This is a genomic window from Hymenobacter duratus (genome assembly GCF_014698995.1).
GTDB lineage: Bacteria > Bacteroidota > Bacteroidia > Cytophagales > Hymenobacteraceae > Hymenobacter > Hymenobacter duratus.
Genome location: NZ_JACWZZ010000002.1, coordinates 1,011,142 through 1,024,658 on the forward strand (window position 1 = coordinate 1,011,142; position 13,517 = coordinate 1,024,658).

A 13,517-nucleotide genomic window follows, 5' to 3' on the forward strand; every position below is an offset into this window, starting at 1 on the left:
CCGAGGGCTGCGTCCCCTTTTTTATTGTTCGCAACAGTAAGCTTCTGCGGGAGCTGTCTGTTATCAGACTGATTCTTACTTCTGGAACGTACCCGTTCATGTCTGCTATTCCTGCTTGGCCTGTTGCTGCCCGCTGCCCGCCGCCTGCACCTGATGCGCCAGCGCTGGAGCAACCTGCTGTTTGCGCACTGGCCCGTGCCGCCCGAGTTGCTGCGTCCGTACCTGCCCGCGCGGCTGGAGCTGGATCTGTTTGAGGGGCAGGCGTGGCTGGGCGTGGTGCCATTTACCATGAGCCACATCCGGCCGCTGGGGCTGCCGGCCGTGCCGGGGCTAAGCGCCCTACATGAGTTGAACGTGCGCACTTACGCTACTCTGGATGGGGTGCCGGGCGTCTGGTTTCTCTCCCTGGATGCCACGCAGCCGCTAGGCGTGTGGGCGGCCCGCACGCTGTTTCATCTGCCGTATCTGCACGCCCGCATCAGCCTGACGGAAACGGCGGGCACGCTGCGGGCGGTGGCCGAGCGCACCCACCGGGGCGTAGCGCCTGCCTCTTTCGCGGCTACCTGGACGCCGGGCGCCGCGTTGGCACCTGCGCAGCCGGGTACGCTGGCGTATTTTCTCACGGAGCGGTATAGTTTGTACACGGCCGGCGCCGACCTGCGGCAGGGCATACAAAGTCCTTATTTGTGGCGCGGCCGCCTGTGGCACGAGCCCTGGACCCTGCGGGAAGCTACGCTGCAGGAATGGGACTCGACGCTGGTGGAAAGCCATGGCCTGCCCACCTTGCAGGGCCCGCCGCTGCTCTACGCCGCCGATCCGCTGGATGTGCAGGTGCAGGAGCTGCGCCGCGTCTGAAGCTCCGAAGCAGCTACCGACGCACCTCACACGCGGTATGGTGCTGCATTGGTCCGGTAGCTACTTCCACTCTGATTACGCGGGCCGCGGGCAAACCTGGCGGCACCTGGCGTAACTGCCAGGATGCAACATCGCGGCCGGCAGCTGCCGTAACCGAACCCAGCATCCTGACACTGACACGTGCTAGGGCCTGCGGGGCGGCGCATAGGTGTAGATGTAAAACGACTCGAACCGGTGGCTGAAGTGGTAGGCGCCAAAAGACTGACCGGCTCTTGGGCGTGGCAGGTGCAGCAACTCCAACGATTCCTCATCGAGCAGCAGTAGTTGCCGCTGGAAACGGGCCGCCTGCGCGAAAAAGTCAAACGGTGCACCAGACTGTGCTTGTACCTGTGCCAGCAGGTAGTAGCAGAACGTGCCCTGCACAGCAAAATGCTCCAGCCCGTTGTACACGAATGGTAACGGCGCCACCACGGCCGCGCCCCGGTACGGAGCCAGATGCCGAACCAGCCGCTGATGCTGCTCTGCCATGTTGCGGTGGCGGCTGGTGAGGTAGAGCGTGCCGCCGAAATTGAGCAGCAGATAAGCCCCCAGCAGCACCCTGGCCACCCGGTTCAGCCAGTGGCTGTCCTCGGGCAGCCGGTCGAAGGCGGCGGTGATGAGAAGCACCAGAAACGGGATGTAAAGAATGGTATAGAAGGAGTTGTCGTTCTGGCTGCCCACGGCCAGCAGCACCAGCAGCGCCAGCGTATATAGCAGCAGCTCTGGTAGCCAGCCGGCAGCAAACCGGCTCCGGTGACGATACAGCACCGCGCTGGCCAGCAGGGCGCAGACTGAAAGCGGAGACTCTTTAAACGAGTGGAACAGCCGCTTATGCTCGTGCAGCAGTCGGCGCAGGCCGGCTCCGACGCCCGCCTCCGGCTGCACAGCCGGCTGGAGCTGCTGCCCGAACGCGGCCCAGGCTCCCAGCAAGCCCACTTCCAGGAAGTAGCACCCGGCGCACACCAGCACCGGCCCCGCAAACACGACGACAGCTACCGCCTGCCGGCGCCACAGCAGCAGCAGCCCGCCCGCTCCCACGAAGATGAGGCCGTTGAGGTGCGTGAGTGCCGCCAGCCCGGCCAGCAGGCCGGCTCCGGCCACATACCACAGCCCCCTCCGGGCATGGGCCGCCAGCTGCAGACACTGCCAGGACGCAAAGCCCAGCGTCATGAGCATGATTTCGGGTCGGAAAGTGAAACTGAACTCCGCAACCAGGGTATTGGCCAGCAGCAGCAGCATATATAGCCACCTGCTGCAGGGACGCAGGTCCAGGGTGCGCAGGTAGCGCCAGCACAGCCCCACAAACAGCCCCAGATACGCCAGGCTCAGCAGGCGCAGGGCCGTTACCGACCAGCCGGCCACCCGAATCAGGCCGGCAGCCTGCCACACAAAGAGCTTGTGGTACACCAGCTGCCGCACCTCGGCGTGCAGAAAGCCCCGAAACAGCTCCGAACGCACCACTCCGTCGCGGGCAGCCCAGTACGCCTGCTCCCCAATCCAGGCTTCGTCTATCTGAATGATGCGCTGGTAGGTGCTCAGCAGCAGCAGTGCCACGGCCAGCCCCACCAGGCTGGGCAGCCAGAGACGGGAAAGCCGACTGGCCGACGGGGTAGTGCGGATGCGGACAGGAAATTCGGGCGGCATAGCGCTATGGAGGCCGGATGAAGCAGCACGAATACCTCAGCAACCGGGCAGCCAGCGAAAATTAGCGTTTTCTAGCCTGAACCCGACCGGGCAGCCAGGTGCCCGCGCGGTAGCGGGCGCCGCCGTCCGCTGCTACCCGCGCTGGCGCACGGCCTCAAACGTAAGAATAGCGGTGGCGGTACTGACGTTGAGTGAGTCGATGGCGCCGCGCATGGGAATGATGATAGTCTGGTCGCAGGCCTGCATGAGCTCCGGCGTGAGGCCGTCGGCTTCGGTGCCCATCACCAGAGCGGTAGGGCCACGAAAGTCGCAGGTGGTATAGGGTACCGCCTGCTCGGTAAGAGCCGCCGCATAGGTGCGGATGCCGTGCTGCCGGCACCAGGCCAGCAGCTCGTCGCGGGTGGTAGCAACAGTAGGCACCGTGAAGATGCAGCCGATACTGGAGCGGATGGCGTTGGGATTGTAGAGGTCGGTGCGCGGGTCGCAGACGATGACGGCCGTAGCCTGCGCGGCATCGGCAGTGCGCAGAATGGCGCCCAGGTTGCCCGGTTTTTCCACGGCTTCCAGCACCAGCAGCAAGGGGGCGGCCGGCAGGCGCAGTCCGGCCAGCGTGTGGCGCGGCGGCTTCGCGAGGGCCAGCACGCCGTCGGAGCCTTCGCGGTAGGCTACTTTCTCAAACACGGCCTTCGACACCTCGAACCACTCGGGCTGGCGGCTGCCAAACAATGCCTGCAGCTCTCGTTGGCGCACCTCACCAGCTAATTCCGGGCACACAAACAGCGCCGTGATGGGTACGCCCGCGCCGTGCGCAATAGTCAGCTCGCGGTGGCCTTCGATAATGGTGAGCCCCTGCTCGCGCCGCTCCGACGATTTTTGCTGCAGCTTGAGCAGATTCTTGATGCGCGGATTCTGGGGCGAGGTAATCGGATCTGGAGCGGGCATACGGGGCGTAGAGCTGGAGGCGGTGGCCCCAAAGATACACCTGCCCTTCGCAGGATTACGAGCCCGCTTGGCGACTCAACCGTTATCCTTGTATGCGCGTAAGCGCCCACACTCCCTGCTCCGCTCCCTGTTCTGATGCGCTTACGACTCAATACCAAAATTCTGCTCGGGTTTATCATTGCCCTAGCGGTGCTGCTGCTTACCTCGCTGCTGGCCTACCGCAGCATTCAGCAGCTTGCGTTTTACACCCGCCAAGTAGAGCATACCTATCAGGTGCTGCAGTATACGTCGCAGCTGCGCACCAAAGTGCGCGATGCCCAGACGGCCGTACGAGCGTATCTGCTGCTGGCCGATACCACCCGGCTGGCGGAGTACCGGACCAACCTGGAAGGAACCAGCCGCGACTTCGACTCGCTGCAGTTGCTCACCCGCGACAATCCGGTGCAGCAAAACCGCCTGGATACGCTGCGCCGGCTGGTAGCGTATGAGAAGCAGGTGCTGAAAAAATGGAGCACCGTCAACCCCACGCCCTACGCGGCCCGCGACCTGCTGCTGGCCGACCAGCCGACGCTGGAAAAGCTGCGGAAAATAGTGAGTGATATGACCGCCACCGAAACCGTGCTGTTGCGGGAGCGGAGCCTGAATCAGGATTTCTACGAGAATACCACACCCATTGCCATTGTAGGGTCGGCGGTGCTGGCCATCCTGATTGTGCTGTGGCTGTTCTCAAAAATTACGCGGGAGCTGCAGGCCAATGAGCGGCTGCAGCAGGAGCTGGCCCAGGTAAACCAGGACACGGCGCGCCGCATTGCCATCATCGAGCAGCTGGCCGACCGGGTGGTGCAGGGCGACTACAGCGTCAAGATCAGCAACGGCGCGCAGCAGGACAGCCTCGGCAACCTGGCCACGTCGCTCAACCACATGACCCAGACCCTGGAAGAAACCTTTGCGGCCCTGCAAAACCGCAACAAGGAGCTGGACCAGTTTGCCTACGTGGCTTCCCACGACCTGAAAGCTCCCGTACGCGGTGTCCTGACCGTATTGAAATGGATTGAAGATGAGCTGCCCCACGAGCTCAGCGCCCAGATGCGCCAGTACCTGGACATGATGAAGGGCCGCCTGATCCGGCTCGAAGACCTCATCAACGGCATCCTGGCCTATGCCCGTGTGGGCCGCACCGAGCAGAAGCTGGAAGAAGTGCGGGTGGAGCAGCTGGTGCGCGAAGTGGCCGAGCTGGTGGTGCCGCCAGCCTTCCAGGTGGAAATTCCGACAACGATGCCCACTTTCGTGACGGACCGCCTCAGCCTGCAGCAGGTGTTCACGAACCTGATGAGCAACGCCGCCAAATACCACGACAAAGCCACCGGCACCATCACGGTTAGCTGCCAGGACATCGGGCGCTGCTACGAGTTTCGGGTGCAGGACGACGGGCCGGGTATTGCGCCGGAGTACCACGAGAAAATCTTCCTCATCTTTCAGACCCTGCGCGACCGGAACACGGCCGAAAGCACCGGCATCGGCCTCAGCATTGTCAAGAAAATGATTGACGAGAAGAAAGGCAGCATCCGCGTGGAGTCGGCCGTGGGGCAGGGCGCGGCGTTTGTCTTCACCTGGCCGAAAGCGGCTGTGCCGGAGCTGCCGGCCGCTACGCTGTAGCCCGGTTCGGCCGCAGCAGGGCCGCACAATGTGTATCTTTCCACCTCACTTACTGTTCCCGCTTATGCGCTCTGTATTGCTTGTTGAAGACGATTTTTTTGACACGATGACGGTGAAGAAGTCGTTCGAGAAATTCAGCGTGCAGCACCAGCTGTATTCCGCCTTCAATGGCCTGGAAGCGCTGGACCTGCTGCGCGGCCAGAACGGCGCGGAAGCCATCCGGCCGCTGCCCGAAGTGATTCTGCTGGACCTGAACATGCCCAAGATGAACGGGCACGAGTTTCTGGCGGAAATCCGCAAAGACCCCGAGCTGGCCGACATTCCGGTGTTCATCATCACCACGTCTTCGATGGACGTAGACCGGCTGAACGCCCAGAACCTGGGCGTGAGCGGCTACATCATCAAGCCCCTGGACTTCGAAACCAGCCCCGACATGGTAGACAGCATGAGCCTACTGGAGAAGCTGCTGAAATAGCGCCGCCCGCCGGCTTCCGGCGGTCCGGGAACTAACGGCCGGCTGATTTATTTTGTGCTGCTGGCTGGCTGTGCTTTTTTTAGGTCGCCGGCGTTAGCTGCACTTCTACTCCCTGTATTCCCTCTCCCGATGCTAGTAAACCGCTCTGTTTTGTTGCTGACGGCCGGCCTCAGCGTGGCACTGCCGGCCGCTACCCAGGCCCAAAACGCGCCCCGGCAGCTCAGCACGCTGCCCACTCCTACTACCCCTGTTGATACGGCCCGCCGCGCCGCGCCCCGGCAGCTGGCCGCCCCGCCCGTAGTGCCCGACTCGGTGCGCCGGCAGCAGCAGCAGCGCGCCACGCTGCCCCCCGCCAACACCACCCGCTACGCCGTGGGCCTCAAAAACGGCCAGGTGTATAAGGGCTACGATGTGCTGATGAAGCAGCCGTTCATCGGGCGGCCCTACCTGCTCGTGGACGAGCAGCGTTTTGAAATGGACCAGGTGCGCTACTACGAGGACGAAACCGGCTTCTATGTGCGCACCACGCTGCCCGGCCGCTCGGCCCGCGAAACCACGCTGCGCCGCGACAAAGTGGGCCGCATCAGCCTCTACTCCATCACGAGCACGCAATACGCCGGCAACGGCATGGGCGGGTTTGGGCCGTACGGCGGCTACGGGCGCTACGGCGGGTTTGGGGGCTACCCCTATGGCGGCTACGGCGGCCCGATGTACCGCACCACCAAAACCGAGTATTTCAGCAAAGACAACGGCCCCATCGAGGACCTGAACCTGCGCAACCTCTCCCTGGCCACCGCCGACAACCCCACGGCCACCAACCTGCTGCTGCAGGCCCGCCAGTACCAGACCTATACCACCGTCAGCTACGTGGCGGCCGGGGGCCTGCTGGTGGCCGGGCTGGTGTCGTCGCTGAATCCCAATAGCAGCGGCCCTTCCATTTCGCCGCTTGTGTATGCCAGCCTGCCGTTTCTGGTTGTGCCGCTGGTGCTGGGCGGCAAAAGCCAAAACAATGTCCGGCAGGCCATCAGCCTCTACAACCGCGGGCAGTAGCTGCAATAGCAGAGTGAGCGGAACAACAGTTGCTGTGACTGCGGGTACTGCCCTGCCACTCCTGCTGACGTTGAAGACAGCCCGCCAGCAGGAGGAAATTTCCAGTACGTTTCACTATTGTATCAGAAAGATCCTATATTAATGCAGCCTTTCGCTACCGCTCAACCCCTGTAAGCGCAGGTTTTCGGCTGCAGTTCTTCGGCGGAGCTAGTTTCAATCTTTTAATTTTCTATTTATGCGCACTCTTTTGCTTTCGGCAGCAAGCTTAGCTCTGTTGTGCCTGAGTTCCTGCGGCTCCAGCGGCTCCGAGCCTACCCCCGACCCGTATGACACGGTTTCGCGTACCGATGAGTTCGTCAGCGCCAAGGTTGATGGCCAGTTCTACGACTGCACCGCCAAATTTCAGTTCGCTGGTGCGAACGACACACTCTACAATGGCTATCAGAACTTTAGTGTGGCCAATACTATGCAGTTGCGGCAGGTCGATATTTTCCGCATGGAGAATACTGGCGGAAACTGCCGTCGTTTCACGGTGATGATCAACGGCCTCGACCTCGACGCCGCGACTCTACCACTGGAGCTCACGACAAGTAATCTGCCGGTAATTTCCTCCGTTACGTTCTCCGACTATACCCCTAGCCAGCTACCGAACCAAAACCCGGACCCCAACGTGTACGTGGCCTCTACCGCTGATGGCATGACGGTCAAGCTGCTAAGTAAAACCAATGATATGCTGGTTGGTACTTTCCGGGGCTCGTTTAAAAACCGGAACAACCAGACCAAGAACATCACCGAAGGCCAGTTCCGTATTCGGCTGCTCCGCAAGACGCGCCCGTAATTCCGGCCGATATATCTGCTTAAAGGCGCGGTTTCCACCCGGGAACCGCGCTTTTTGGTAAATATGGCCTTGGTACGCTGAACACGAAGGGCTACTCATCTGATCCTGTGAACGGACTTTTGGCCGGTGCGCCGCTCCGCCACCAACCCGCGCTTCCGCCGCTTCGTAAGCAGCGGAGTGACATCCTCTCTGTTCCCTGCCTCTGCTCCCGCCGACTTCGAAGCCCGCCAGCAAAAGGCGCTGCTGGTACACGCGCGCCTGTGCGCCGAGTACGGCGCGCCTTTTCCGTTTTTTAGCACCAAAGACCCGCTCAGCGAGCTAATCAGCGCGCTACTCTCGCACCGCACCCGCAACCAGGACTCGCACCGCGCCTACCAGCAGCTGCGGGCCCGCTTTCCGGAGTGGGAACAAGTGCGCGACGCCCCCACGGAGCAGGTGCAGGAAGCCATCAGCGCGTGCACGTGGCCCGAGCAGAAAGCGCCCCGCCTGCAGGCCGTGCTGCGCGAAATAACCACGCGCTGCAACGGCCCCTGCAACCTGCAGTTTCTGGCCGAGCTGCCCATTCCGGAGGCGCGGGCCTGGCTGGAAGCCATTCCGGGCGTGGGGCCCAAAACCAGCGCGGCCGTGCTGCTCTTCAGCACGTTGCGCATTCCGGCTATGCCCGTGGATAGCCACCACCACCGCGTGGCGCAGCGCCTGGGCCTTATCGGGCCGAAGGTGGGCGAAGGCCCGGCCCACAAGCTGCTGGCCGACCTGCTGCCGCCCGGCTGGGACGCCCAACAGGTCTACGACCACCACGAGGCCTTCATGTTTCACGGCCAAAAATGCTGCTACTTCCACACCCCCGCCTGTGGCCGCTGCGTCGTGCTCGACCAATGCCCGTTTGGGCAGGCGCGGGTGCAGGCTTGAGGTGATGGGGTAAATGGTGACAGGTAACTCGTGACAGGTCTTGTTATCACTTACCCCATCACCTATTACCTCTATCTTGTCACCTGTCACCATTTACCCCATCACTTCATCACCAAACAATGAAACCAACCTACGGCGTACCTGCCCTGCTTTCGTTTTTCATTCCCGGACTGGGGCAACTCATCAAGGGCCAGATTCTGAAGGCCTTCCTGATTTGGGCCGTGGGCGGCGTTATCGGCTTTCTGCTGGCCTGGACCATCGTGGTGCCCTTCGTCATCTGGGCCTGGAACGTGTACGACGCCTACAACGACCCGGCCTAGCTGTGGCCGTTTTGCACCTCAAAGCCAAGCCTAATGGCCGCCAGAACGCCCTGCAGGTAGCCTCTGATGGCACTGTAACCGTGCGCCTACACGCGCCGGCGCAGGATGGCAAGGCTAATGCCTGCCTCCTGGCCTATCTGGCCGAGGTGTTTCGGTTGCCCAAGTCTCAGTTTACGCTACTGAGCGGCCACACGGCCCCGTTCAAGAAAGTAGAGCTGGCCGGCGTGTCGGAGGAGGAGCTGCGGGTGGCGCTGGCACCTTTCACGGCCTCCTAAAACAGGCCCTTTTCTGTATACTAATGACTTTTCCTACTTGGACGCAAGCCGGATTCTGGGGCCTAGTTTCGGGTTCTGCCTTGCTGCTGGGTGCGGCCATCGGCTACTATGCCAAGGTGCCGCAGCGGCTTATTGCGGCTGTTATGGCATTCGGTAGTGGTGTCCTGATTTCAACCCTCTCGCTGGAGCTGATGGAAGAAGCCTACCACAAAGGTGGCTTCACGGCCACGGCGCTGGGCTTTGTGGGCGGCGCGGCGGCTTTCACGCTGGCCAACTGGCTGCTGGCCCGGCATGGCGCCAAACACCGCAAACGCTCGGGCCACCACCAAAGCCAGGAGCGAAACGCCGTGCAGCAGGGCCAGACCGAAGGCAACGAGGCCGGCGACGACAATGGGCTGGCCTTGGCCATCGGGGCACTATTGGATGGCATTCCAGAAAGCATTGTAATTGGACTGAGTATGCTGGCCGGCGGGGCCGTGAGCATGGTGGCCGTGGTAGCCATTTTCCTCTCCAATCTACCCGAAGGCCTATCCAGTGCGTCGGGCATGCGCAAGGCGGGGAGGCCGGCCCACTACGTGCTGCTGCTCTGGGCCGGCATTGCGCTGGTTTCGGGGGCATCGTCGCTGTTGGGCTACACGGTGTTCAGCCACTTCTCCAACGAGGTAGTGGCCGCTACCATGGCCGTATCGGCGGGCGCGGTGCTGGCCATGATTGCCGACACCATGATTCCGGAGGCGTTTGAAGTGGCACACAACTTCACAGGACTGATTACGGTGCTGGGCTTTCTGGTGTCCTTTTTCCTGAGCAAGATGGAGTAAGTCCTATCTGTCGTCCTGAGCTGGCGAAGAACCTTCTCACGCCGGAACGAAACTATTCGACAGGCATAAGGTCCTTCGCCAACTCAGGATGACAGACGTTTTACTTTATTATCTGAAAAACATGAAAAAGCCGTCAGATTCCCCCCTGACGGCTTTTTCTCTCCCCTTCCCCCAACGCATCCGGGAGCAGTGCCAGATTTGCAGAAATGGTACTGCCCGAATGGTACCTAGGCGTTTTCCTCCACCAGCTCGCGGCGGTAGGTACGCTCAAACTCTTCATCTACATGGTACGTGGACTCCTCGTGCTGGCTCAGGTCGAGTCCCAACTCTTCGTCCTGTAGCTTCACGCGCAGCCCGAACACCCGGTCCGTTAGCTTTAGCAGCACCCACGAACCCACGAACGAGTACGCTACCACAATCACCAAACCCAGCACGTGGTAGCCGAACACGGTGGCCGTGCCGTGTACCAGGCCCACTTTATCGGCGAAGATGCCCGTGAGCAGCATGCCCACGATGCCGCCCAGCCCGTGGCACGGAAACACGTCCAGCGTGTCGTCGATGGTGGTGCGGTTGTTTTTCCAGTGTACGGCACCGTAGCTGATCAGCGCCGCAATGACCCCGATAAAGACGCTGTGCCCGTATTGCACGAAGCCCGCGGCCGGCGTAATGGCTACCAGCCCCACTACGGCCCCGATGCAGGCGCCCAGCGCAGTGGGCTTGCCGCCGTGCACCGTTTCTACCAGCAGCCAGGCCGTGAGGGCCGCCCCCGAAGCCAGCGTGGTATTCACGAAGGCCAGCGCCGCTACGTCGTTGGCACCCAGCGAAGAGCCGGCATTGAAGCCAAACCAGCCGAACCACAGCAGCCCGGTACCCAGCAGCACGTACGGGACGTTGGGCGTGGAAAATGTGGTTTTACGCAGGTGCGTTGAGCGGCGGCCCAGCACCATGGCCCCGGCCAGCGCCGCAATGCCCGCCGAAATGTGCACCACCGTACCACCGGCAAAATCGAGCACGCCCCACTGCCGCAGGAAGCCTTCCGGGTGCCAGGTCCAGTGGGCCAGCGGACAGTAGATAAACAGGCAAAACAGCACCATGAAAGCCAGGTAGCCCTTGAAGCGCACCCGCTCGGCAAACGAGCCGGTGATAAGAGCCGGCGTGATGACAGCAAACTTGAGCTGAAACGCGAAGTAGAGCACAAACGGAATGCTGGCCGCAAATGCCGGGTTGGGCGCGGTGCCCACGTTGCGCAGCATTACGAACGTCAGCGGATTGCCGATCAGGCCGTGCCAGGAGTCGCCGTAAGCCAGCGAGAAGCCCACGAAGTAGAACACCAGCGTAATCACGCCCATGGCTACAAAGCTCTGCAGCATGGTACTGATGACGTTTTTGGGCCGCACCATACCGCCGTAGAAAAACGACAGACCCGGCGTCATGATCAGAACAAACGCCGTGGCCGTTAGCATCCAAGCCACATCAGCCGCATTGAGCGCCCCGGCTTCAGCAGCCGGATGCGGTACTTCTGTGAAAGCAGCCACGCCAGACAGACCGACCACGGAAAGGAGCGCTAACATGCTTAGACTGGTGAGCTTCTTCGAGGCAGGAACCATGGACATCAAATAGGCATGACTATCGTTTTCAATACCAATTTATGAAAAAACACATCAAATCAAGACGAATCACCCTAAATTTTATACACACATATGATGTATGTTATCAAAATATCAGATAACACCCTTTTGTGGTAAGGCAAAATCAAAAATACCACCTATTATCAAACAGGCACGATGACCCCAACCGGCATAGGGATGCCAGTCAGGAATATTCCGACGCACTAGTTGGTGGGGTGGCTACTTGCCGCGCTTCCAGCGGTAGTAGGCGCGGTACCAGAACGACGTTTTCTTGCGCAGTGTGGCCGTGGTTTCCTCCGGAAACATATTCACCCGGAACACCTGCATCCGGTCATCTTCGAGGTGCAGGCCGCCGGTGTCGGTGGCCACTCCGAATGCAAAGCCGGCCTCGTGCACCTGCTGCTTATGAGCTTCTGTCAGAGCACCATAGGGGTAAGCAAACGACACGATACGCGTGGCTAGGGCTTGTTCCAGAGCCGTTTTGCTTTCCCGTATCTCGCGGGCGGCTTCGGGCAGCGGCAGCTCCGGCAGCCGGGCATGGCGCATGGTATGGGCCCCGATTTCCCAGCCTGCCGCCACAAACGCCCGCTTCTGCGCTTCGTCCATAATGTCGGAGCGCGGCTCGGTGGGGTCCGTGTCCACGTCCCAGTAGTTGTAGCGGATGGCGGGGTCGCCGAGCAAGTAGAGCACGCCCCGGTAGCCGTATTGCTGCATCAGGGGCAGCAGGTTGGTGTAGTTGTCGAGGTAGCCGTCGTCGAAGGTGAGGATGAGCGGGCGGGCGGGGAGGTCGGCCAGAGGCCGCTCACCGTTGGCGAAGGCCAGGTAGTCGAGGAAGGTGATGGGCGTGAACTGCTGCTGCCGAAAAAACCGCAGGTGCTCCTCGAACCGGTCTTTCGTGACGAAGATGCGGTGCCGGGTCTGCAGCGGCTCCGTCGGAATTTTGTGATACATGAGTACCGGCAGGAAGCCCGGCAGCCGCTTCTTCATAATGGCCGAGCGGTACGCCGTCAAGACCTCGGCGCTGATGCGGGCCAAGCTGAACTCGGTGCGCGCGCGTTGCTGCAGGGCCGCCGGCACCGCTGCCGGAGCCACCAAAAACTCCCGCACCTGCGCCAGCAGCGCCGCGTACTCTACATGCGCGCTGGTGCCGACCTGCGCCGAGATGTCGCCGAAATTGGAGGCGGCGGCTGTGGGGTAGCTGGCTTCCGTGACGATGCCCTCGCAGGTGGCCTCGCCCAGAGCCAGCACCGGCACGCCCGCGCCCAGCGCCTCAATGGCCACCCGCCCCGCGCCTATTACCAGCGTGGAGCGGCGCAGCCAGCCTGGCACGTCATCGGAAAAGCCTACCACCTCCACCCGCGCGCCGAACTGCTGCCGCAGGCCTGCCAGGGCCGTTTTGCCGGCTTCGGGCAGATGCTCCAGCTCACCGCCCACCAACGCCAGGCGCAACTCCACAAACTCGGTGAGCAACTGCGGAAACACCTGTTGTAACAGAGCGGCCGCCCGCTCGCCCTTGCCACCGTTGAAGCGCCCGATAAATGACAGTCGAAGCCCAAAGGAACCAGCATTGCCAAGAGCTTCTTCATCGAAATCCACTCCGTTGGGCAGCAGCACGATTTTCTCGGACCGCATTTTCACTTCCTCGATGAGGTGCTGGCGCAGGTTGGCGCAGATGGCAATGACCTTGTCGCCGTAGATGTCGAAGAGGCTGGTGCTGGTGTGCAGGTGCTGGCGGCCGTGCACGGTGCTCACCAGCGGCACTTTCAGGCCCCGCAGCGCGAAATACGCCACCCAGCTGGCGGCGCGCGAGTGGGCGTGCACCACCTCAATCTGCTGCTGCTGCACCAGCTGCCGGATGCGTCGGATGTTGCGCAGCCGCTGCGGATGCCGCCGGTTGCTGATGGGCAGCTGCTCAACGTGCGCGGCTGTGGGCAGCGTGCCCGCGTCCGACAGCAGCCACACTTCATGGCCCTGGGCCCGGTGCGCATCGGCCAGGTGTACGGCGTAGCTCACCGAGCCGGCGAAGAAGTTGGCGGACAGCACGTGCAGAATACGCATGGATAAAGCA

13 protein-coding genes are annotated in these 13,517 nt (G+C 61.9%); 9 read left to right on the forward strand and 4 right to left on the reverse strand.

The genetic code is table 11. From position 1 onward, the window contains the following. Positions 1–123: 123 nt before the first annotated feature. Complete coding sequence (locus IC231_RS12270) at positions 124–855, forward strand: YqjF family protein (RefSeq protein ID WP_211539022.1); 732 nt, start codon at positions 124–126, stop codon at positions 853–855. A 183-nt stretch (positions 856–1,038) separates the two neighbouring features. Here IC231_RS12270 and IC231_RS12275 read toward each other — a convergent pair whose 3' ends face one another. Together IC231_RS12275 and IC231_RS12280 are read right to left on the reverse strand one after the other, a co-directional pair. Further along, a complete protein-coding gene (locus IC231_RS12275; RefSeq protein WP_190784776.1) occupies positions 1,039–2,538 on the reverse strand; it encodes a hypothetical protein in 1,500 nt (499 codons plus the stop codon). A gap of 132 nt (positions 2,539–2,670) precedes the next feature. Beyond that, entirely contained in the window at positions 2,671–3,480 is an 810-nt protein-coding gene (locus IC231_RS12280; protein WP_190784777.1) for a TrmH family RNA methyltransferase, read from the reverse strand. A gap of 135 nt (positions 3,481–3,615) precedes the next feature. Between IC231_RS12280 and IC231_RS12285 the strand changes: the two genes are divergently transcribed. From IC231_RS12285 to IC231_RS12320, 8 genes are all read left to right on the forward strand, one after another. Then, positions 3,616–5,136: a sensor histidine kinase gene (locus IC231_RS12285; RefSeq protein ID WP_190784778.1), complete on the forward strand. Its 1,521-nt coding sequence runs from the start codon at positions 3,616–3,618 to the stop codon at positions 5,134–5,136. A gap of 64 nt (positions 5,137–5,200) precedes the next feature. Further along, a complete protein-coding gene (locus IC231_RS12290) occupies positions 5,201–5,611 on the forward strand; it encodes a response regulator (protein WP_211539023.1) in 411 nt (136 codons plus the stop codon). Between the two features lie 129 nt (positions 5,612–5,740). Further along, on the forward strand, positions 5,741–6,661 hold the full coding sequence (locus tag IC231_RS12295) for a hypothetical protein (RefSeq protein ID WP_190784780.1): 921 nt from the start codon (positions 5,741–5,743) through the stop codon (positions 6,659–6,661). A 235-nt stretch (positions 6,662–6,896) separates the two neighbouring features. Next, positions 6,897–7,499 carry a hypothetical protein gene (locus tag IC231_RS12300; RefSeq protein ID WP_185887490.1) on the forward strand — a complete coding sequence of 201 codons (603 nt, stop codon included), beginning with the start codon at positions 6,897–6,899 and terminating at the stop codon, positions 7,497–7,499. A 126-nt stretch (positions 7,500–7,625) separates the two neighbouring features. Next, positions 7,626–8,408, forward strand: a complete 783-nt coding sequence (locus tag IC231_RS12305; RefSeq protein ID WP_317173278.1) for an endonuclease III domain-containing protein — start codon at positions 7,626–7,628, stop codon at positions 8,406–8,408. A 119-nt stretch (positions 8,409–8,527) separates the two neighbouring features. Continuing rightward, entirely contained in the window at positions 8,528–8,728 is a 201-nt protein-coding gene (locus IC231_RS12310; RefSeq protein ID WP_190784781.1) for a hypothetical protein, read from the forward strand. A 2-nt stretch (positions 8,729–8,730) separates the two neighbouring features. Beyond that, positions 8,731–9,003 carry a DUF167 domain-containing protein gene (locus IC231_RS12315; RefSeq protein ID WP_190784782.1) on the forward strand — a complete coding sequence of 91 codons (273 nt, stop codon included), beginning with the start codon at positions 8,731–8,733 and terminating at the stop codon, positions 9,001–9,003. 23 nt (positions 9,004–9,026) lie between these two features. Continuing rightward, positions 9,027–9,821: a ZIP family metal transporter gene (locus tag IC231_RS12320; RefSeq protein WP_190784783.1), complete on the forward strand. Its 795-nt coding sequence runs from the start codon at positions 9,027–9,029 to the stop codon at positions 9,819–9,821. Between the two features lie 227 nt (positions 9,822–10,048). On the opposite strand, the gene IC231_RS12325 is transcribed toward IC231_RS12320, so the two are convergent. Together IC231_RS12325 and IC231_RS12330 are read right to left on the reverse strand one after the other, a co-directional pair. Then, positions 10,049–11,392 carry an ammonium transporter gene (locus tag IC231_RS12325; protein WP_211539025.1) on the reverse strand — a complete coding sequence of 448 codons (1,344 nt, stop codon included), beginning with the start codon at positions 11,390–11,392 and terminating at the stop codon, positions 10,049–10,051. Between the two features lie 276 nt (positions 11,393–11,668). Beyond that, positions 11,669–13,507 carry a glycosyltransferase gene (locus tag IC231_RS12330; protein ID WP_190784785.1) on the reverse strand — a complete coding sequence of 613 codons (1,839 nt, stop codon included), beginning with the start codon at positions 13,505–13,507 and terminating at the stop codon, positions 11,669–11,671. Between the last annotated feature and the right edge of the window lie 10 nt (positions 13,508–13,517).

Coding starts and splice junctions, on each gene's coding strand:
- IC231_RS12290 (WP_211539023.1), top strand. CDS start 5,201: ATGCGCTCTGTATTGCTTGTTGAAGACGATTTTTTTGACACGATGACG.
- IC231_RS12295 (WP_190784780.1), top strand. CDS start 5,741: ATGCTAGTAAACCGCTCTGTTTTGTTGCTGACGGCCGGCCTCAGCGTG.
- IC231_RS12280 (WP_190784777.1), bottom strand. CDS start 3,480: ATGCCCGCTCCAGATCCGATTACCTCGCCCCAGAATCCGCGCATCAAG.
- IC231_RS12310 (WP_190784781.1), top strand. CDS start 8,528: ATGAAACCAACCTACGGCGTACCTGCCCTGCTTTCGTTTTTCATTCCC.
- IC231_RS12300 (WP_185887490.1), top strand. CDS start 6,897: ATGCGCACTCTTTTGCTTTCGGCAGCAAGCTTAGCTCTGTTGTGCCTG.
- IC231_RS12275 (WP_190784776.1), bottom strand. CDS start 2,538: ATGCCGCCCGAATTTCCTGTCCGCATCCGCACTACCCCGTCGGCCAGT.
- IC231_RS12325 (WP_211539025.1), bottom strand. CDS start 11,392: ATGTTAGCGCTCCTTTCCGTGGTCGGTCTGTCTGGCGTGGCTGCTTTC.
- IC231_RS12320 (WP_190784783.1), top strand. CDS start 9,027: ATGACTTTTCCTACTTGGACGCAAGCCGGATTCTGGGGCCTAGTTTCG.
- IC231_RS12330 (WP_190784785.1), bottom strand. CDS start 13,507: ATGCGTATTCTGCACGTGCTGTCCGCCAACTTCTTCGCCGGCTCGGTG.
- IC231_RS12285 (WP_190784778.1), top strand. CDS start 3,616: ATGCGCTTACGACTCAATACCAAAATTCTGCTCGGGTTTATCATTGCC.